Here is a 19,014-nt window from a genome sequence, read left to right as displayed (position 1 = left end):
GCCGCGACGATCGTCTTTTTCAGTCATATCTCTGTGATCTTGCAGCGATAGAGCCTCTGTTGGACCTGTTTCAAGACGCAACAAAGGAGAAGCGCTATGGCTAATATCGACACCAGTAAATTGTCCTGGGACGAATGGGACGAGCTGCAAAATCCGCCGCCGGCCGAAACCGATTTCGACCGCGTCGTCGAATCGGCTCTTTCTCGCCGCGGCTTCCTCGGCGGTGTTCTGGCCCTCGGTTCGGCCGCCGCCGCCATGGGCACGCTCGGCACTGCCGCCAACCTGATGTCTTCCACCTCGGCCGAGGCACAGGAAGCCGCCGCTTCGCGCTTCCCGTTCAAGCCGGTGCCGGCCGCGACCGACAACACCATCCACGTCCCGGAAGGTTATAGCTGGAAGCCGCTTGCAAAGTGGGGCCAGCCGCTGTTCCCCAACGTTCCGGACGTCGACCCGGTCAAGGGTGTGGCGGTCGAGCATTCCGACAAGGTTTTCGGCGAAAACACTGACGGCATGGAACTTTTCGTTGTCGGTGGCCATCAGATCATCGCCGTCAACCACGAATATGTGAACCCCGAGATCAACCTGCCGCATCGCGAAAAGGGCAATCCGGAGAATGCGGACGAAGTGCGCATCCTGCAGAACATGCAGGGCGTGACGGTCATGGAAGTGGCCGAGGGTGAAAATGGCTGGGAAATCGTGCTCGACAGCCCGTTCAACCGCCGCATCCACCACAACACGCCGATGAAGCTTTCCGGCCCCGCCGCCGGCTCTGACCTCATCAAGACCGCAGCCGATCCGAACGGCACCGACTGTCTCGGGACCTTCAACAATTGCGGCGCCGGCCGTACGCCGTGGGGCACCTACCTGACCTGCGAGGAAAACTTCAACGGCTATTTCGGCACCACCAATGCCGAGTTCAAGATGCCCGACGACTACAAGCGCTACGGCATCGCCGCCGAGACGCGTTATGCCTATGAGAAGTTCGATGAGCGCTTCGATGTGGCCAAGAACCCGAACGAACCGCGGCGCGCCGGCTATGTCGTCGAGATCGATCCGTCGGATGCCTCCTCGACCCCGGTCAAGCGCACCGCGCTTGGCCGCATCAAGCATGAAAACGCCGCCGTGGTGGTCGCGCGCGATGGCCGCGTGGTCGTCTATATGGGCGACGACGAGCGTGGCGAATTCCTCTACAAGTATGTCTCGAACGGCATCTACGTTCCGGGCGGCGATACCTCGAAGCTGCTCGACGAGGGCACGCTCTACGTCGCCAAGTTCGCCGACGACGGCACCGGCGAATGGCTGGCTCTGACGCCGGAAACCACCGGCATGAAGATGGACGAAATCTGCGTCTTCACCCGCCAGGCCGCCTCCAAGGTCGGCGCCACGACGATGGACCGCCCGGAATGGGTGGCGATCAACCCGGTTGCCATCGAGGCTTATTGCGCGCTGACCAACAACTCGAACCGCGCCGTTCTCAAGGACGGCAAGATGCGGACGAACGCCGGCGGCGACGTCATGGCGCTCAACGCCGCCAACCCGCGCGAGAAGAACGAATACGGCCAGATCATCCGCTGGTATCCGGAAAACGACGATCATGCCGACGGCAAGTTCAAGTGGGACCTGTTCGTCATGGCCGGCAATCCGGACGTTCACAAGGGCGATGCCTATGCCGGTTCCTCCAACATCAACTCCGGCAACATGTTCAACTCGCCCGATGGCATGATGTTCGACAGCACCGGTCTTCTTTGGATCCAGACCGATGGCGAAGACACCAATGAAGGCGAGTTCCTTGGCCAGGGCAACAACCAGATGCTCGCCGGCGATCCGGCCACCGGTCGCATCGAACGCTTCCTGACTGCGCCGAAGGGTGCGGAAGTGACGGGCCAGACCTGGTCTGCCGACAAGCGCACCCACTTCGTCGGCATCCAGCACCCCGATGCCCCCTTCCCGGACGGCGAAGGCAAGCTGCCGCGCTCGACGGTGATTGCGATCAAGCGCAACGACAATGCATTGGTCGGTTGATCGCCAGGTGTCTTGATAAAGTCGGGGGCGCCGGTTTCGGCGCCCCTTCCATTTCCGGTGTCGCGCAAAACGCGCTTGTCCAGGCCTGCCCGCGCGCCCGGCCCCTCCTTCCATGGGGAAGGGCCGGCGCATGTCTCAGAAGCGTGCGTCGATATCGACCACGCCGATCAGCTTGTGATTGACGAATTCCTTCAGCCCCAGTCCGATCAACTCCCGGCCGTAGCCGGAACGCCTGATGCCGCCGAATGGCAGGTCGGCTTCCACCTTGGTCGGATGGTTGACGAAGACCATGCCGGTCGAGATCTTCCGGGCGACTTCCGCACCATGCGCCGGATTGGAGGTGAAGACGGAACCGCCGAGGCCGAAAGGCGAATCGTTGGCGATACGCACCGCATCGGCTTCGTCCCGTGCCCGGAACAGCATCGAGACCGGTCCGAAGAATTCCCAATAGCGGGCCGGGTTGTCCTCGGCGAGATCGGTGAGGATGGTGGGCTGAACAAACGCGCCCCGATTGGGCACGGGCGGGCCGACTTCCTCGGCCTTTGCACCCAATCTGACGGCCTCGCGGATCTTCTCCTTCACTTCGTCCGCGGCGCCCTGCGACGAAAGCGGCGCAAGTGTCGTTTCGGGAGCGAAGGGATCGCCGGCGACGAGGCCGGCCACGCCTTCGCGGTATCGAGTGAGGAACTCGTCATAGACCTTGTCGACGATAATCATGCGCTTTGAGGAAACGCAGACCTGGCCGCCGTTCCAATGCCGGCCGAAGACGCCCCACCTGACGGTCTTTTCGAGATCGGCGTCCGCCAGCACCACGAAGGCGTCGGCGCCGCCAAGCTCCAGCGTCGATTTCTTCAGGGCCTTGCCGGCCTGCGCGGCGACAACGGACCCCGCGCCTTCCGAGCCCGTCAGCGCCACGCCATGCACCCGGTCGTGATTGAGGATGAGCTCGATCTGGGAACGCGTCGCGTAAAGGTTGCGGAAAGCGCCCTCGGGAAGTCCGGCTTCCTTCATCAGCCCTTCGAAGGCTGCGGCGCTCTGCGGCACGTTCGAGGCGTGTTTCAGCAGGACGGTGTTTCCCGCCGAAAGCTGCGGCGCGATGATGCGGGCGATCTGGTAGTAGGGGAAATTCCATGGCTCGATCGCGAGAAGGACGCCCAGCGGCTCGTGAACGAGGACCGCTTCTCCCTCGGCCGGATCGAGCACGGGCAGTTTTTCCGGCTTGAGCAGTTCCTCGGCATTGCGGACGTAGTATTCGAAGATCCTGGCGGAAAGCTCGACCTCTGCCTTCGCTTCGGTGAAAAGCTTGCCCATCTCGAGCGTCAGCAGTCTTGCATAGGCGTCGCTGTTCCGGCGCAGGAGATCGGCCGCCTTCTGAAGAATGCGGCCGCGTTCGGCAAACGGTGCTTCCTTCCAGGAGAGAAAGGCATCGTGCGCCTTGCCGATGGCGTCGCGGACTTCGTCATCGGTGGCGTCGGGAAATGTCTTCAGGGTTTCGCCCGTGTAGGGATTGATTGTGGCGTAGGCCATGATGGATCACCTTTCATGAGATTAATCCGTAAAACCACCGGCCGGGAAAGCGGGAGAAGGATCGAAGGGTGAAAGCGCGCGACAGGCGTTCTATGAAGCGTCTCAAGGCGCTGCATATTCCTGACCTCTCGTCCGTGGAAGACGGAGGGGAGGCATCACGGATGGCTGCGATCCTGCTCTTGACGGCCAATGCAACTCCTTGATTTGGCTGGAGCTGGCTTTCATATAGATGGCAGGTTGGCCGGCCGTCAGTAGAGCGCGGGATATAGGTTCGGCCTGTGTCGCAACATCGCGACAGCCGGGGCCGGCCGGCGCCGATGCGCCTCGATATCGGCCATGTTTTCGGCGCTGGACAGGGATTACGCCGGGTCTTCCTCATCGCGGGATTTCGATTGTCCAGGCGTTATCCACCTGGCGTGATCCCGGCTGAACCGGTCGGCGCTTCGCCGTGACGGGAGCGCCGGCCGCAAAGCCACGCTCCGCGAATGGGGAAAGGATAATGGCGCCCTCGGCCTTCAGTGCAGCTTGAACTCACCCTCGACGCGGCGCCATTCGTTCGGTCCGATCAGTCGCTGATGGGTATAACGCACGGAATGCAGCGGTCCATCGAGATTGGACCGCCAGAACTCCAGGAACCGATGCATTTCGGGGAAATCCGGCGCCAGGTCGTAATCCTGCCAGACATAGCTCTGCAGTACGGATTCGAAATCGGGAATACGATAGAGAATATGCGCCGTCGTCAGACCGTAACCGTTCAACTGGCGCTCCAGATCCGATGAAAATTGCATGCTTTATCTCCGTTGTGTGACAGTTGAAGGCTGCCGGAAAACTCTCGGACGATCAACGGATTTTTCAACGATGGAAGCCAGTTTATTGTTTCTTTCCAGCATGTTAGCAGCAAGAATTGATGAGTGCTGATTTTTTCTTTTTCGCCTCTTGAAAACGAAAAAATGCAAAACCAGATTTTACGCGCAAAACGCTCGATCGAGGTTTTGTACCCGCCCGGACTGGTCATCCGGTCCGGCATTGGGGGAACAACGTCATCATTGTTTGTCCATGGAGGAAAACATGTCGTTCCGACCGCTTCATGATCGCATTCTCGTCCGCCGGGTCGAATCGGAAGAAAAGACCAAGGGCGGCATCATCATTCCCGACACTGCCAAGGAAAAACCGCAGGAAGGCGAGGTTGTCGCCGTGGGTCCCGGCGCGCGCAACGATGCCGGCCAGATCCAGGCCCTCGACGTCCGGGTCGGCGATCGCATTCTTTTCGGCAAGTGGTCCGGCACCGAAATTAAGATCAACGGGGAAGACCTGCTGATTATGAAGGAAAGCGATGTCATGGGCATCATCGAAGCCCAGGCCGATCAGAAGAAGGCCGCCTGAGGCCCTCGCGTCATCAGTCAAATTAGATCTGCCTAACTAAGGAGTGAAAAAATGGCTGCAAAAGAAGTCAAGTTCCACAGCGATGCCCGTGAACGCATGCTGCGCGGGGTCGATGTGCTGGCCAATGCCGTAAAGGTCACCCTCGGGCCGAAGGGCCGCAATGTCGTGATCGACAAATCGTTCGGCGCTCCGCGCATCACCAAGGACGGCGTTTCCGTCGCCAAGGAAATCGAACTGGAAGACAAGTTCGAGAACATGGGCGCGCAGATGCTGCGCGAAGTCGCCTCCAAGACCAATGACCTCGCCGGTGACGGCACCACCACCGCAACCGTTCTTGCCCAGGCCATCGTCAAGGAGGGCGCCAAGGCCGTCGCTTCCGGAATGAACCCGATGGACCTGAAGCGCGGCATCGATCTCGCCGTTGACGCCGTGGTCGGGGAACTCAAGGCCAATGCCCGCAAGATCACCAGCAATTCCGAGATTGCCCAGGTCGGCACGATCTCGGCCAATGGTGATGCCGAAATCGGCCGCTATCTCNAAGATCACCAGCAATTCCGAGATTGCCCAGGTCGGCACGATCTCGGCCAATGGTGATGCCGAAATCGGCCGCTATCTCGCCGAAGCCATGCAGAAGGTCGGCAACGAAGGCGTCATCACCGTCGAGGAAGCCAAGACCGCCGAAACCGAACTCGAAGTCGTCGAAGGCATGCAGTTCGACCGCGGCTATCTCTCGCCCTATTTCGTCACCAATCAGGAGAAGATGCGGGTCGAACTCGAGGACCCCTATGTCCTGATCCACGAGAAGAAGCTGTCTAACCTGCAGGCCATGCTGCCGGTTCTCGAAGCCGTCGTTCAGTCCGGCAAGCCGCTCCTCATCATTGCTGAAGACGTCGAAGGCGAAGCCCTTGCAACGCTCGTCGTCAACAAGCTGCGTGGTGGCCTCAAGATCGCTGCCGTCAAGGCTCCGGGCTTCGGCGACCGCCGCAAGGCCATGCTGGAAGACATCGCCATCCTGACCGGCGGCACCGTCATCTCCGAAGACCTCGGCATCAAGCTCGAGAATGTGACGTTGAACATGCTCGGCCGCGCCAAGAAGGTTGCCATCGAGAAGGAAAATACCACCATCATCGACGGCGCCGGTTCCAAGGCCGAGATCGAGGGACGCACGGCGCAAATCCGTGCGCAGATCGAAGAGACCACCTCCGACTACGACCGCGAAAAGCTGCAGGAACGTCTTGCCAAGCTCGCTGGCGGCGTTGCCGTCAGCCGCGTCGGCGGTGCGACTGAACTCGAAGTGAAGGAAAAGAAGGACCGGGTGGACGATGCGCTGCATGCCACCCGCGCCGCCGTCGAGGAAGGCATCCTGCCGGGCGGGGGTGTCGCCCTCTTGCGCGCCGTCAAGGCACTCGACGGTCTCAAGACCGCCAATGACGATCAGCGTGTCGGCGTCGATATCGTACGCCGGGCGATTGAGGCGCCTGTCCGCCAGATTGCCGAGAACGCCGGCGCCGAAGGTTCGGTCATCGTTGGCAAACTGCGTGAAAGGTCCGAGTTTTCCTATGGCTGGAACGCTCAGACCGGTGAATATGGCGACCTTTACCTTCAGGGCGTGATCGACCCGGTCAAGGTCGTCCGCACCGCGCTGCAGGATGCGGCCTCCGTCGCCGGTCTTCTGGTGACGACGGAAGCCATGATCGCCGAGAAGCCCAAGAAGGAAGCCGCTCCGGCCATGCCCGCAGGCGCCGGCATGGATTTCTAAGGCCGTCGCGACCGAAGGCCCGCCCGACCCTCGCGGGGCGGGCCTTCCCTCCAGGCCGCCGAATGCGGTCCGCCGCTCCGGCTCCGGAGAAAGCCGAAGCATGAGAAAGCGGAAAATCCGCAAACCCTCATCCGTGGAAGCAATGGCAGGGATTGCTGTTTCGCGGGGAAAGCTGTCGCCCGCAACGTGGTGTAATCCATCAAGTCTGAGGGTTTCGGCGCCCGGTTTGCCGTGATAGGTTTTCGATGGGAGGGTTCAGCATGTTGCCGAATGACGCCATACTTTCTCCTGAGGATTTGAAACGGCTCCAGAACGTCTACGACCGTTATGTCGATGTTCCAAACATCGATCCGGTCGAGTTGGCGACGACGCTTATCGGGCTTTTCCAGAACGGCGCCGACAGCGAAACCGACCTCGTTTCGGGGATTGAGGCCAGGTTGGCCGGCACCCGATTGCACACGCCCGGCGCGGAAGGTTCCTTTTCCTGAGCCTTCGTTCCCGGCCAAGGGGGAACGGTTTTGCCACCGCGCCTTGTCAAGCGGATGGCCGGCCGCATCTCCTGAAATCCCCTTCCGTCGAAGCCTTGTGCGCACGGTCCCTGCACACATGACAGCGATTGCGTAACATCCCTGCCCACTCGTTGGGGCGAATGCCGTTTCCGCCTCGCCTTTTCCGCGACTTGAGATGTCCGATGCGATCCGGAGGACCGTTCGTTGCGTAGATAGGCATGCAGCAACTGCTGTGGCTGAACCGGTTCCTGGAGGGTGGCAAGTCGTGGCTCGGAGAGAACAGAACGCTCAAAAGCTCGCCTGGATCGTTGGCGCAAGTTCCGGCATCGGCCGGGCCCTTGCGCTTGAACTGTCGCGGACCGGTTATCGCGTCGCTGCGTCTGCCCGGCGTTCCGAAGAATTGGAAGAGCTTGCGCGCCGGTCGGAAGGTGCGATCCGGAGCTTCCCGCTCGATATCCGCAATCGCCAGGCCGTGCATGAGACGGTTGCCTCGATCGAAGAGGCGATGGGGCCGATTGCGCTTGCCGTATTCGTCGCCGGCACATATGTGCGGGATACGCCCAGCCGGTACGACAGCGAGACTTTCCACCGCCTGATAGATTTGAATCTGGTCGGAACCAGTCACTGCCTGGAAGCCGCCATCGAGGTCATGGTCGCAAGAGGTTCCGGCAGAATTGCGCTTGTCGGCTCCGTTTCAGGATATGCCGGATTGCCGGGTGGTGCCTTTTACGGCGCAACGAAATCCGCGCTGATGACGCTCGCGGAAGGAATGTATCCGGAATTGCGGCAAAGGGGTGTGGACATCTGTGTCGTCAATCCCGGCTTCGTCCGGACACCGCTGACCGACGTCAACGACTTTCCCATGCCGTTCATCATCTCGGCGGAGGAGGCTGCGAAGCGGATCGTCAGCGGGCTGAAAGCCGGCAGGTTCGAAATCGCCTTTCCCCGGCGCATGGTTCTTCTGCTCAAGCTGCTTCGGCTTTTGCCCTATCCGCTTTTCTTCGCCGTGACGGGCAGGATGCTTCGAAAGACTTGAGCCTTTCAGCGCCCCAATGTGAACTGCACGACATCGAGCCTGCCTGTTCGAAAACCTGCGGCGCAGTAATGCAGATAGTAGTGCCACATTCGCCGGAAGCGTTCATCGAAGCCGAGCGGCTGGATGCGTGGCCAGTGGGTGTCGAAGGCGCGATCCCAGGCGAGCAGCGTCCGTTCGTAGTCGCCGCCGAAACGCAGCCGGTCCTCGACGGTCAAACCTGCCTGCCGGGCGCAACGCTCGAAAGCGGTAACGGATGGCAGCATTCCTCCCGGGAAAATGAAGGTCTGAATGAAGTCCGCATTGCGGCGATAGCGGTCGAAACGCGCCTCATCAATGGTGATGACCTGCACCATGGCCTTCCCGCCATCCGCAAGAAGGTCGCGGATGCGACGGAAATAGACCGGCCAGTTCTCTTCGCCCACGGCCTCGAACATCTCGATGGAGACAATCTTTGAAAACCGTCCCTGGACGTCGCGATAGTCCTCGAGGCGAATGTCGGCATTTCCGCCAAGTCCCGCAAGGGCCAGGCGCCGGCGCGAGAATTCGGCCTGCTCCCTCGAGAGCGTCAATCCTGTCACCCGGCAGCCGGTTTGACGGATGGCCTGTTCTGCGAAGCCGCCCCAGCCGCAGCCGATTTCCAGGACGTGGTCGGTCGGTGAGATCTCGAGCGCGTCGATGATCCGACGGTATTTTGCAACCTGCGCCTCCTCCAGCGTCTGGTTCTCCGACGAAAAAAGCGCGGAGGAATAGGTCATCGTCGGGTCGAGCCATAACGCATAGAAGTCGTTGCCGAGGTCGTAGTGGAAAGCGATGTTCCGTCGGCTGCCGGCGCGGGTATTGGCCCTCAGCACGTGGCGGAAGCGCGCAAACCAGCGGCTAAGGACGCTCGGTGACAATATTTCGCTTAACCGGTCTTCATTGACGATTGCCAATTCGAGCAGCGCCGCCACATCGGGACTTTCCCAGTCGCCGTCCAGATAGGCTTGCGAGAAGCCGAGGCTGCCGCCGGCGATCAGTCTCCAGACCGGCCGCGCATTGTTGAGCCGCATGGTCGCCGCTGGGCCCGGCTCCGGGCCCGATGTGTGAAACTCGTCGCCATCCGGAAAGACGATCGTCAGCCTTCCGCGGGAGATGCGGTTCGCCCAGCCACGGATCATCCGTTGCCAGAGCGCCTGGCTGCGACCCGGCATCAGCCGCGTGGTGCCGTCTGCGTGACTCATATTCGCTCTCCCCCCGTGCGGGTGTCGGGTTTGACGATGGTGCGTGCTACGCGCTCGTCCGACCGGCGATGACGGTGAACGGGTATGCCCTTCAGCCAGAGTTTGAAGGCTTCCCAGTGGATTGCCGCCGTCACCTTCAACGTCATGAGAGGGTAGGTCGCGAAGGCTCTCAGAAGCATTCCATCCGTGAGAGGTGCGCGCTTGCCGGCGAAGGAGGCGTGCAGCAAGGCGCCCTCGCTGTCGTATTCGTTTATCGAGACGAGAACGGTCTCATCGGGCGGCATGATGCGGAACCGATAGCGGCAATTCATCGGCACGAATGGCGAGACATACATCTGCTTGGCGCAGTCATGGCGGACCGAGCCGTCATTGTCGGCACGGCCTTCACGCACCGGGATCACATAGGTATGCCGCTCGTGGAACGTGTTGCATACCTCGTAGAGAATGGCCTGCAACGTGCCGTCGGACGAGCGGCAGAAATAGACGGTGAGCGGGTTGAAGACATATCCCAGTATCCGGGGATAACAGAGCACCGCAATTCGAATGCCGCTGGCTGTTATTCCTGCCTGACGAAGATTTTCCTCGATCCAGCGTCGAAGGCCGCCAGTGTCGCCAAGGCCGTGGTCGGCATCGTGAAAACTGAAGACGGCGCGCCTGTTATAGCCGAACAGCCTGAGGCTCCGGCCGAGCGTTTCGATCTCGTCGAGATCGATCAGCAGCGAAAACACCCGGTAGCGGAGGCTGTGCTCCGCAGGCCGGTGGCGAGAGTGCACGACTGAACCGAAGAAGAGCGCGGATGCCTTGTTCATTCCGCAGCCATCCGCTGCTCGTCGAGGAATATGCGACCCGATTCATCCTCCACCGTCCAGGGCCTGCGCGCGCCGCCAAGCTGTTCGGCGACGGCAAGGCCGGATTGCAGGCCATCTTCATGGAAACCGCTGCCGAAATGCGCGCCGCAGAACCATGTGTGACGACGGCCCTGCAATTGCCAGAGCTGCTTCTGCGCGGCGATGGCCTTGGCGTCGAAAAGAGGGTGCGTGTAGCCTATCGTATGGTGGAATTTTTCCTCCTCGATCTCCGTCGGGGGATTGAGCGTCAGAAAGAGCGGCAGGCGTGGGTCGAGGTTTTGAAGGCGGTTCATCCAGTAGGTCACGCTCAATGCCCTGCTCTCGTCGCGACCGGTCCCTGAAAGGTAATTCCAGCTCGCCCAGACCGACCTGCGTCTCGGCATCAGGCCGGGATCGGAATGAAGAACGGCGATGTTCTGCGTGTAGTCGAATGCACCGAGAATGCGCCTTTCGCGTTCATCGGCGTCCGACAGCATCGCGAGCGCCTGATCGGCATGCGTGGCGATCACGACATGGTTGAAGCGGTCCGATTGTCCGCCGGCACACACCACCGTCGCGCCGAGATCGTCGCGACGCACGTCCACGACCGGCGAGCCGAGGCGTATCTCCCCGCGAAAATCATCCAGCATGCGCTTCACATATTCGCGGCTTCCGCCCCGGACCGTCCGCCATTTCGGCCGATCCTTCAGAAGCAGGAGGCCGTGATTGACGAAGAAGCGCAGAAAGGCCTCGAGCGGATATGCCCGCATGTCGCTGGCCTTCGTCGACCAGATCGCGGCCCCCATGGGCAAAAGATGGTCTTCGACGAAGCGCCGGCTGTAGTTTTCCCGTTCCAGAAATTCGCCGAGCGTCAAGCAGCCGGTTTCCGGGCGGCCGAGCATAAGGGGCGCCTCCCGGTAGAAGCGCAGGATATCCTTCACCATCGACCAGAAGCGCGGGCGCAGCACGTTGATCCTCTGGCCGAGCAGCCCCGAGATTCCCGATCCGGAATATTCGAAGGAGCCGTTATCGAGAGACGCGGAAAAGGACATGTCGGACTCTTGCGTCGGCACATCGAGTTCCCGGAAGAGGGCGGCAAGATTGGGGTAGTTCCGTTCGTTGTAGACAATAAAGCCGGTGTCCACCGCAACGATTCCATCGGGGCCCGCGACCTCGACGGTGTTCGAATGTCCGCCGGGGCGGGCCTCCCGATCGTAGAGGGTAACATCTGCGGTGCGCGAAAGAAGCCATGCCGCGGAAAGTCCGGAGATGCCGGAGCCGATCACGGCAATCTTCCTGCGGCTGTCGAATGGCCCTTGTTTGGCGTGACTGCTCATGACAACGCTTCCGTCTCTCTGGTTTTCGACAGGTATTACGTGATGAGGACGCAGTCGGATTGGTGGAGTGCGAATTTTTCGAGACGACGTGATCCAGGCTCGAACGTGCGGCGTAGAGGGGAACATGACGATACTCGTTCCGCCGACTTTCGACCGGTGTCATTTTGGACAGACCGCCCCTGGCGGGAAAATCGCGCGGAGGGGTGGCGAAACCGCGGCGAGGAAGGCGCGCACGACGGTTATGAATGAAAGTCCGCAAGACATGTCGAGCCTTGTCGAGGCCGTTGCGCGCGACCGCGATGTGGCGGCCTTCGAGATACTGTTTCGCCATTTCGGGCCCAGGGTGAAGACCTACATGATGAGGAAGATCAGGGACAGGCAATTGGCCGAGGAATTGATGCAGGAAGCGATGATGTCGGTCTGGAACAAGGCCGCCCTGTTCGATCCGGAAAAAGGCGCGGTTTCCGCCTGGATCTTTACGATAGCGCGCAATCTGGTGATTTCCGCCTTCCGCAAGCAGAACCGGCCCGAGTTCGATCCTGACGATCCCGCCTTTGTCCCGGCCGCCATCGAACCCGCCGATGTCGAGTTGCAGAACCGGCAGGAGGCAGACAGGCTTCTTGCGGCGATGGGGCGCCTGCCGCCCGAACAGCTTGAACTCGTGCAACGTTCCTTCTTCGGCGAGGTGCCGCACGCCACACTTGCACAAGAGTACGGCCTGCCTCTCGGAACGGTGAAATCCCGCATCCGCATGGCGGTCGCCAAACTCCGGAAGAGCCTGGGAGAACGGTCATGACCGTCCGCCATCATTTGAGCGACAGATTGCTCGCGGCCTATGCCACCGGCGAGCTTGCCGAGGGCTGGAGCCTGGCCGTTGCGACGCATCTCGCACTTTGCCCCGAATGCCGTTCAAGACTTCGCCGTTTCGAGGCCGCCGCGGGAGAAATGCTGGACGAACTTCAAGGGGACCGGGACGACATGGAAGGTTCCTGGGCGCAGGTGCGCGAGCGCTTGACGAACACGGACGTGCTCCCGAAGCCGGTCATATCCCGACCCACCGAGCGCCTGGACGGCGCCGTCCTTCCCGAGCCGCTGCGCTCATACCTTGGCGGAGATGCGCATGAACTCAGATGGAAGCCCCTCGGGCGCGGCGCTCATCACGTTCTGATCCCGACGCTGGACGACGAAACGACCGCGCGCCTGTTGCGCATCCCCGCCGGCAAGCCGGTGCCGGAGCACAGCCATGGCGGGCGTGAACTGACGCTCGTGCTTTCCGGAAGCTTTAGCGACCGCACCGGTCGCTTCGGGCGCGGCGACATCGAGGAGGCGGACGAAATGCTCGAACACCAGCCGGTTGCCGGAAAGGACGAGGATTGTATCTGTCTCGCCGTCACGGATGCGCCGCTCCGCTTCAAGAGCCGGTTCTTGCGCCTTATCCAGCCTGTTCTCGGGATCTAGGGACACTTCGTCATGCCTACCTATCTGATCGCCTATCTCTCGTCCGCGATTGTGCTGTTCGGTCTCGATTATGTTTGGCTGAGCCGTGTCGCCGGCGCCTTTTATCGCTCGCAGATCGGCGACATCCTGCGTGATCGTCCGAACATGACGGCGGCCGCGCTGTTTTATCTCTTTTACATCGTCGGTATCGTCTATTTCGCCGTCATGCCCGGCTTGAACAAGGCAAGCATGGCCACTGCGCTCGCCAACGGCGCGCTTCTCGGCCTGATCGCCTACGGTACCTACGACATGACCAATCTGGCCACGTTGAAAAACTGGTCCCTGCAGATCAGCCTTGTCGACATGGCGTGGGGCGCGGCGCTGACCTCGGTTGCCGCCGGTGCCGGCTATGCGGCGGTCGCGCTTCTCAAGGCATGACGGATAAGGAATGACCGGGGAGACGCTCCCCGATTTCTCAGGCAGGCCGCAAATGCGGAGGGGTTGCGCCTCGTCGCAATCGACGGACGAGAGCGGCGGCATGCGCGTTCGAAAAAACGACATGCCGCCATTTCTGCGTCAGCCGAACAGAGCCAGGCTGCTCTTCAGCGTAACCCATACACCCCAGAGCAGCGGAATGCCGACAACCAGCCAGGCAAGCGCGGCCTTGCCGTCGAGGCCGCCCTTGCCGATGCCGAACGAGCCCGTCGGGCCGGCCGAGGCCGCGGCGGATTTGGCCTGCAGGGAAGCGACTTCCTCGTCCGACATGAACCATTTGTCCGAAAGGGGGCGGACGAAAAGGTTGGCGACGAGACCGAGGGCCAGCATGCCGGCGAGGATATACATGGTGCCGGAATAAAGGGCCGGCCCCGGCGCGACGCCCGCCGCGACCTGTGCTTCGCGGATGTAGTTCACCACGACCGGGCCGACGATGCCGGCGGTTGCCCAGGCCGTGAGCAGGCGTCCGTGGATCGCGCCGACGAACTGCGTCCCGAAGATATCGGCGAGATAGGCCGGGATCGTCGCGAAGCCGCCGCCATACATCGACAGGATGATGGCGAATGCGAGCACGAACAGCGCCTTGTTGCCCATGTCGGCCAGCGTCGGCGCGGTCGCATAGAGCAGGATGCCGAGGATGAAGAAGGTGAAGTAGGTATTCTTGCGGCCGATCTTGTCGGAAAGCGACGCCCAGAAGAACCGGCCGCCGATGTTGAACAGCGAAAGCAGGCCGGTGAAGCCGGCAGCGATTGCCGCGATCTGGGTTTTCTGCGCCGCATCGAGCTGGGAGAAGGTGAGGTCCGGAAGCCCGATCAGCGAGCCGGCAAAGATTTCCTGCAGCATGGGGGAGGCCATGCCGATCACGCCGATGCCTGCCGACACATTCAGGCAGAGCACGGCCCAGATCAGCCAGAACTGCGGCGTCTTGTGCGCATCGCGCAGGTGCACATGGCGGGTCGTAATCATGGCCTTGCCGGTGGCGGCGGGCGTCCAGCCATCCGGCCGCCATCCGGCGGGCGGGATACGGTAGCCGAAGGCGCCGCCCATCATGAAGACGAAGTAGACGGCGGCCATGACGACGAAGGTCTGCAGCACGCCGACGGAGGTGTCCGTCTTGAAGGTGTTCATCAGCAGGTTTGCGAGCGGAGCGCCGATCATCGCGCCGCCGCCGAAGCCCATGATGGCCATGCCGGTCGCCATGCCGCGACGGTCGGGAAACCACTTAATCAGCGTGGAGACGGGGGAGATGTAGCCGAGCCCGAGCCCGATGCCGCCGATCACGCCGGCGCCGAGCCACATCAGCCAGAGCTGGTGGAACATGACGCCGAGCGCGGCGATCAGGATGCCGCCGCACCAGCAGCAGGCCGAGACGAAACCGGCCTTGCGCGGGCCGACGCGCTCCAGCCAGCCGCCCCATATGGCCGCGGAACAGCCGAGAAGAACGAAGAAGAGCGTGTAGATCCAGCCGAGATCGGCAACGCGCCAGTTGCACTCCGTGGTGAACAGCGCGCCGGCAAGCGTCAGGGAAGAGCAACTGTCCGGCGTGCTGCCGAGCGCCTTGGTGAGCGGCAGCCAGAAGACGGAGAAGCCATAGGCCATGCCGATGCAGAGATGGATGGCGAGCGCGGCCGGCGGCACGAGCCAGCGGTTGAAGCCGGGTTTGGCGATGATCCGTTCGCGATCGAGCAGCCCAGCGCCTTGATAGCCGCCCGAAAGTTGTTCCGTGGTCACAGACATTCGAATTTTCCTCCCTCTTGTCGATGCCGCGCCCGGCCGAAAAAGCTTCCGGCTCGCAGGCAATTGATAAACAGCAAGCGCCGTGCCAGCCGGCGATTCCTTCGTTATCAAGGAGTTAAGGGTAGGGCGGGTCGTTTTTCGGGGACAAAATGTCCTTCGCCTGGACAAAATGTCCGGACAATCAGTCCGCTTCGGGCAGCCAGAGTAAGAAGGTCGTTCCCGCGCCGACGGTGCTTTCGACGGACAATGCGCCGCCCTGGCGGTCGATCAGCGTCTGGCTGATCGACAGGCCGAGGCCCGTTCCCTCGCTGCGTTTCGTCGTGAAGAACGGGTCGAAGATGCGTTCTATGAGATCGGGCGCCATGCCGATGCCCGTGTCGGAAACCTCGATCGTCACGCCGGGCCTGCTGTCGCGCTGCTCATCGCGGCTGGCGAGGCGCAGAGTGCCGCCGTTCGGCATCGCATGGATCGCGTTGACGATGAGGTTGACGAGCACCTGCTGCAGCTCCGTTCGGTTCATCAAGAGGAGCCGTGTCGCGGTGTCCTCGCGCTCGACCCGGATATCCGCCTTGTTGAGCAGATACTGGACGAGCGGCAGGCAATCGGAGATGACTTCGGCGGCGGCGTGGCGTTCCAGGAAGCCGGCATATTCCTCCGGCCTCGCGAATTGCAGCAGCTTGTTGACGATCAACGTCATGCGGTGGATCTGTTCGTCGATCAGCCGAAGTTCGGTTGCGACTTCCGTCGCCCGGTCGTCCAGCACGCTGCGAACGACTTCGAGATTGCCCTGCATCACCGCAATCGGGTTGTTCATTTCATGCGCCACCCCGGCGGTGATTTCCCCGATTGCCGCAAGCTTCTCCGACATGATGAGCTGTTTGGTGGTCGCCTCGAGCTGCTGGTTGGCGAGTTCCAGCTCCCGCGTGCGCTCGGCGACGCGATCGTTGAGTTCGTCGTTCCAGGCCCGCAACTCGCGATCCCGGTCCTGGAGCTGATCGAGCAGATGGTCGAGATGGGCCGATACGACGCCGATCTCGTCGCGCGGGTTTTCAAGTCGGGTGCGTGCGCCGAGATCGCCGGACTCCACGGCGGCGATGGTGCCGGTCATGCGCTCCAGCGGTTTGAAAATCGAACGGGCCCAGCGAAGGAATATCGGCACGCTTGCTGCCGTGACCAGCAGAAAGGCGATGGCGATGCCGATGATGGTTTCCATCTTGGCGCGCGAGAACGGCGCTTCGAGGAAGCCGACATAGAGCATCCCGACACGATTGCCGAAACTGTCCCTCACCGGCTCGTAGGCCGAGACGTACCAGTCGTTCACCACGAATGCGCTGTCGAGCCAGACCCGCCCCTCATCGAGGACCGCGGAACGAACGGCGGCGGAAACGCGCGTCCCGAGCGCGCGTTTATCTTCGAACAGGCGCACATTGGTGCTGATGCGAACGTCGTCCAGGAACAGCGTGGCCGTGCCCTGGCTGCCTTCCGGCAGGCTCGCCTTGCGGTAGACCAGATCGTTGATCGTGTCGATGAATTCGAGATTCTGGTTCAGCAGGATACCGCCGACAATGGCCGCGCCTTCCAGGCCCGGCACGTTTACCGGGCTTGCGGAATGCACCACCATGCCCCGCGTTTCCGCGGTGCGGTCCGTCGGGACGGCGTTGGGTGTCGGCACGAGATCGAGACTGGCCCTCTTCGCCAGCGCAGGCGAGATCGCCGCAAGCTCCTCGTGTGAAAGAATATCGATCGCCGTGCTCGGCCTGCCGGCGAAGGCCGAGGCCATCACCGGCCAGTCGGTGCGGATCGCAGTCGAGGAGGGGGTATCGACGGAACCGATGATGCGGCCATCCGGCTCCACGAGAAAAAGGAAATCCAGCTTCAGCCTTTCGCGGCTTTCGCGTAGATAGTTCGCGAGCGAGCCCGTCTCGCGGGAGGAGGATGCGGCGTCGCGAAGGGCAACCGATTCCGAAAGCGCGTTCAGATGCTCGCCTGTGTTTTCAAGGATGCGCAGGAGATACTGGTGGGCGATGGTGAGGTCGCCGTTCACCTTCGAGATCAGCAGGGCGTCGAACTTGCCTTCCCAGCGCGCCATGGTGGCCACGAGCAGCAGCGGCAGAATGACCAGTGTCGGCAGAAGGGCGATGGCGAGAAGCCGGACGCGGATGGAAACGCCCCGGCTGGCGACCTTGTCGGATGCGTGCTCAGCCATTCCAGGCCACAAGCTTGCGATCGATGGTCTTTCGTGAAATCCCGAGCAGGCGGGCTGCCGCGTCCCGGTCGCCGCCCGTTTCGGCGAGCACCGAAAGGATGTGCCGCCGCTCGACGGCTTCCAGCGTATCCTGCGCCGCCTCGGCGCGTGGCGAAACGGGTCCGTGGAAATCCTTGGGGAAGCTGCCGAGGATCAGCGTGCGCTCGATGAGATTGCGCAGTTCGCGCACATTGCCCGGCCAGCCATAGGCCTTCAGCGCCGCCTTCACCGTCGCGTCGATCGGCACCGGCGGCATTCCGAGTTGCTGCGAGAGCTTGCGCATGAAGAGTTCGGCAAGTTCCAGCACATCGTCCGCGCGCTCGCGCAGCGGAGGCAGCGGCAGCTGCATGACATTGATGCGATAGTAGAGATCGGCGCGGAACGCCCCCTGCTGCACCAGCTTTTCCAGATTGGCATTGGTGGCGAAGACGAAGCGCAGATCGATCGGCACTTCGCGTTCGGCGCCAACCGGCCTGACACGCCGGTCCTCGATCACCCGCAACAGCTTGGACTGGATCGGCAGGGGCATTTCGCCGATCTCGTCGAGAAACAGCGTGCCGCCCTGCGCATGCAGGAAGAGACCGTCACGCCGGCTTTCGGCGCCGGTGAAGGCGCCGCGGATATGGCCAAACAGTTCGGACTCGATCACATCGGGCGGAATGGCCGCGCAGTTCACCGGCACGAACGGTTTCGCGGCCCGGTCGGAAAGCGCATGCAGCGAGCGCGCCGCCACCTCCTTGCCGGTGCCGGACTCGCCCGTCAGCAGGACGGTCGTCGGCAGCGGCGCAACGCGCGCGATGGCCTCTCGCACATGCTGCACGGCGGCCGAGCCGCCGATGAGCTTGTCCCGCAGCAGGATATGGTCGGCGGAGGCCTTCAGCTCGTAACGCAGCACGAAATTCTCCCGCTGCAGGCGCATGCGGTCGAGGCAGCGGGCAACCGCATTCAGGATCTGGTTGGACCGGAAGGGTTTCAGCACGAAGTCGACGGCGCCGGCGCGCAGGGCGCGTATCGCGGTTTCGAGGTCGGCATAGGCCGTCATCAGGATCGCATCGGCGAAAAGCCGATGCCGCGCTGCTCGTTCAGCCAGTCGACGCCGTTCTTGCCGGGCATGATATTGTCGAGGATGACGACGTCGAAATGGTTCTGGTCGAGCTTGCGGGAGGCTTCCTCGGTATTGGCAGCCTCCTCGATCAGCTTGCATCGCGGCTCCAGCGTGCGCACGAGAAAATTGCGCATGCCGGGTTCGTCGTCGACGATCAGGATCGAGGCCTGCGCGAGCCACGGGCCGAATTCCGGATCCCTCTGGCTGGCCAAAACTCTCCGTCCCGGTTCGATCCTCACCGCGTCGCGTCCCCCCTCGTTCAACGTCGAACCATTCATAACAGAGCCGGCCCGAAACGCCAAAACGGAGCGATGCGGCCGTTCTGGCGTCCACAGGATGCCGCAAACGCCTCATCGTCGGCGCGGCCCTCAACGC

General features: G+C 62.1%; 14 protein-coding genes and 2 pseudogenes. 8 read left to right on the top strand and 8 right to left on the bottom strand.

Features of this window, described 5'->3' with window-relative positions; translation table 11 throughout:
* The first annotated feature begins 96 nt into the window (after nt 1-96).
* Nucleotides 97-2,022, top strand: a complete 1,926-nt coding sequence (locus J5N58_RS14435) for a PhoX family protein (protein ID WP_244711339.1) — start codon at nt 97-99, stop codon at nt 2,020-2,022.
* Nucleotides 2,023-2,157: 135 nt separating this feature from the next.
* Here the strand turns inward: J5N58_RS14435 and J5N58_RS14430 are convergent, their stop codons facing one another.
* Nucleotides 2,158-3,549: an NAD-dependent succinate-semialdehyde dehydrogenase gene (locus J5N58_RS14430; protein WP_244711337.1), complete on the bottom strand. Its 1,392-nt coding sequence runs from the start codon at nt 3,547-3,549 to the stop codon at nt 2,158-2,160.
* 515 nt (nt 3,550-4,064) lie between these two features.
* The gene (locus tag J5N58_RS14425; RefSeq protein ID WP_112827080.1) at nt 4,065-4,337 is read right to left on the bottom strand and encodes an usg protein; all 273 of its coding nucleotides are present in this window, start codon (nt 4,335-4,337) and stop codon (nt 4,065-4,067) included.
* Nucleotides 4,338-4,617: 280 nt separating this feature from the next.
* On the opposite strand from J5N58_RS14425, the gene groES reads away from it, so the two are divergent.
* The 4 genes and pseudogenes from groES (at nt 4,618) to J5N58_RS14405 (ending at nt 8,236) form a co-directional block, all read left to right on the top strand.
* Nucleotides 4,618-4,932 (top strand): co-chaperone GroES, encoded by a 315-nt coding sequence (gene groES, locus J5N58_RS14420; protein WP_112827149.1) that lies wholly within the window; start codon nt 4,618-4,620, stop codon nt 4,930-4,932.
* A 51-nt stretch (nt 4,933-4,983) separates the two neighbouring features.
* Nucleotides 4,984-6,691, top strand: a pseudogene (gene groL, locus J5N58_RS14415) (chaperonin GroEL).
* 260 nt (nt 6,692-6,951) lie between these two features.
* The gene (locus tag J5N58_RS14410; protein WP_112827082.1) at nt 6,952-7,179 is read left to right on the top strand and encodes a hypothetical protein; all 228 of its coding nucleotides are present in this window, start codon (nt 6,952-6,954) and stop codon (nt 7,177-7,179) included.
* Between the two features lie 286 nt (nt 7,180-7,465).
* A complete protein-coding gene (locus J5N58_RS14405) occupies nt 7,466-8,236 on the top strand; it encodes an SDR family NAD(P)-dependent oxidoreductase (protein ID WP_244711334.1) in 771 nt (256 codons plus the stop codon).
* 5 nt (nt 8,237-8,241) lie between these two features.
* Here J5N58_RS14405 and J5N58_RS14400 read toward each other — a convergent pair whose 3' ends face one another.
* The 3 genes from J5N58_RS14400 to J5N58_RS14390 are packed head-to-tail and all read right to left on the bottom strand — an operon-like array spanning nt 8,242 to nt 11,620.
* A complete protein-coding gene (locus J5N58_RS14400) occupies nt 8,242-9,456 on the bottom strand; it encodes an SAM-dependent methyltransferase (protein WP_112827084.1) in 1,215 nt (404 codons plus the stop codon).
* Complete coding sequence (locus J5N58_RS14395) at nt 9,453-10,265, bottom strand: DUF1365 domain-containing protein (protein WP_113438336.1); 813 nt, start codon at nt 10,263-10,265, stop codon at nt 9,453-9,455. Before J5N58_RS14395 ends, J5N58_RS14400 begins: the two co-directional genes overlap by 4 nt.
* Nucleotides 10,262-11,620, bottom strand: coding sequence for an NAD(P)/FAD-dependent oxidoreductase (locus J5N58_RS14390; RefSeq protein WP_244711332.1), 1,359 nt, complete (start codon nt 11,618-11,620; stop codon nt 10,262-10,264). Before J5N58_RS14390 ends, J5N58_RS14395 begins: the two co-directional genes overlap by 4 nt.
* Nucleotides 11,621-11,882: 262 nt before the next feature.
* Here J5N58_RS14390 and J5N58_RS14385 point away from each other — a divergent pair, with 262 nt between their 5' ends.
* From J5N58_RS14385 to J5N58_RS14375, 3 genes are read left to right on the top strand one after another with little or no spacing between them, the layout of a single operon-like run.
* Nucleotides 11,883-12,416, top strand: coding sequence for a sigma-70 family RNA polymerase sigma factor (locus J5N58_RS14385; protein WP_112827150.1), 534 nt, complete (start codon nt 11,883-11,885; stop codon nt 12,414-12,416).
* Complete coding sequence (locus J5N58_RS14380) at nt 12,413-13,078, top strand: ChrR family anti-sigma-E factor (RefSeq protein ID WP_113339866.1); 666 nt, start codon at nt 12,413-12,415, stop codon at nt 13,076-13,078. The genes J5N58_RS14385 and J5N58_RS14380 overlap by 4 nt, the downstream gene beginning before the upstream one ends.
* A gap of 12 nt (nt 13,079-13,090) precedes the next feature.
* A complete protein-coding gene (locus J5N58_RS14375) occupies nt 13,091-13,495 on the top strand; it encodes a DUF2177 family protein (RefSeq protein WP_112827088.1) in 405 nt (134 codons plus the stop codon).
* Nucleotides 13,496-13,633: 138 nt separating this feature from the next.
* Here the strand turns inward: J5N58_RS14375 and J5N58_RS14370 are convergent, their stop codons facing one another.
* From J5N58_RS14370 to J5N58_RS14360, 3 genes and pseudogenes are all read right to left on the bottom strand, one after another.
* Nucleotides 13,634-15,289, bottom strand: a complete 1,656-nt coding sequence (locus J5N58_RS14370) for an OFA family MFS transporter (protein WP_112827089.1) — start codon at nt 15,287-15,289, stop codon at nt 13,634-13,636.
* A 181-nt stretch (nt 15,290-15,470) separates the two neighbouring features.
* A complete protein-coding gene (locus J5N58_RS14365) occupies nt 15,471-17,495 on the bottom strand; it encodes a sensor histidine kinase (RefSeq protein ID WP_112827090.1) in 2,025 nt (674 codons plus the stop codon).
* Nucleotides 17,488-18,917, bottom strand: a pseudogene (locus J5N58_RS14360) (sigma-54-dependent transcriptional regulator). Before J5N58_RS14360 ends, J5N58_RS14365 begins: the two are co-directional and overlap by 8 nt.
* Nucleotides 18,918-19,014 lie beyond the last annotated feature (97 nt).

Origin of the sequence: Paenirhizobium cremeum, from assembly GCF_022884085.1 — a bacterium.
GTDB lineage: Bacteria > Pseudomonadota > Alphaproteobacteria > Rhizobiales > Rhizobiaceae > Allorhizobium > Allorhizobium cremeum.
This window is presented reverse-complemented; position numbering and strand designations above follow the sequence as displayed.

Excerpts from the sequence above, each read along its gene's own strand:
- J5N58_RS14385 (WP_112827150.1), top strand. The coding sequence starts at position 11,883 with ATGTCGAGCCTTGTCGAGGCCGTTGCGCGCGACCGCGATGTGGCGGCC.
- J5N58_RS14400 (WP_112827084.1), bottom strand. The coding sequence starts at position 9,456 with ATGAGTCACGCAGACGGCACCACGCGGCTGATGCCGGGTCGCAGCCAG.
- J5N58_RS14395 (WP_113438336.1), bottom strand. The coding sequence starts at position 10,265 with ATGAACAAGGCATCCGCGCTCTTCTTCGGTTCAGTCGTGCACTCTCGC.
- J5N58_RS14430 (WP_244711337.1), bottom strand. The coding sequence starts at position 3,549 with ATGGCCTACGCCACAATCAATCCCTACACGGGCGAAACCCTGAAGACA.
- J5N58_RS14390 (WP_244711332.1), bottom strand. The coding sequence starts at position 11,620 with ATGAGCAGTCACGCCAAACAAGGGCCATTCGACAGCCGCAGGAAGATT.
- J5N58_RS14365 (WP_112827090.1), bottom strand. The coding sequence starts at position 17,495 with ATGGCTGAGCACGCATCCGACAAGGTCGCCAGCCGGGGCGTTTCCATC.
- J5N58_RS14375 (WP_112827088.1), top strand. The coding sequence starts at position 13,091 with ATGCCTACCTATCTGATCGCCTATCTCTCGTCCGCGATTGTGCTGTTC.
- J5N58_RS14380 (WP_113339866.1), top strand. The coding sequence starts at position 12,413 with ATGACCGTCCGCCATCATTTGAGCGACAGATTGCTCGCGGCCTATGCC.
- groES (WP_112827149.1), top strand. The coding sequence starts at position 4,618 with ATGTCGTTCCGACCGCTTCATGATCGCATTCTCGTCCGCCGGGTCGAA.
- J5N58_RS14370 (WP_112827089.1), bottom strand. The coding sequence starts at position 15,289 with ATGTCTGTGACCACGGAACAACTTTCGGGCGGCTATCAAGGCGCTGGG.
- J5N58_RS14435 (WP_244711339.1), top strand. The coding sequence starts at position 97 with ATGGCTAATATCGACACCAGTAAATTGTCCTGGGACGAATGGGACGAG.
- J5N58_RS14410 (WP_112827082.1), top strand. The coding sequence starts at position 6,952 with ATGTTGCCGAATGACGCCATACTTTCTCCTGAGGATTTGAAACGGCTC.
- J5N58_RS14425 (WP_112827080.1), bottom strand. The coding sequence starts at position 4,337 with ATGCAATTTTCATCGGATCTGGAGCGCCAGTTGAACGGTTACGGTCTG.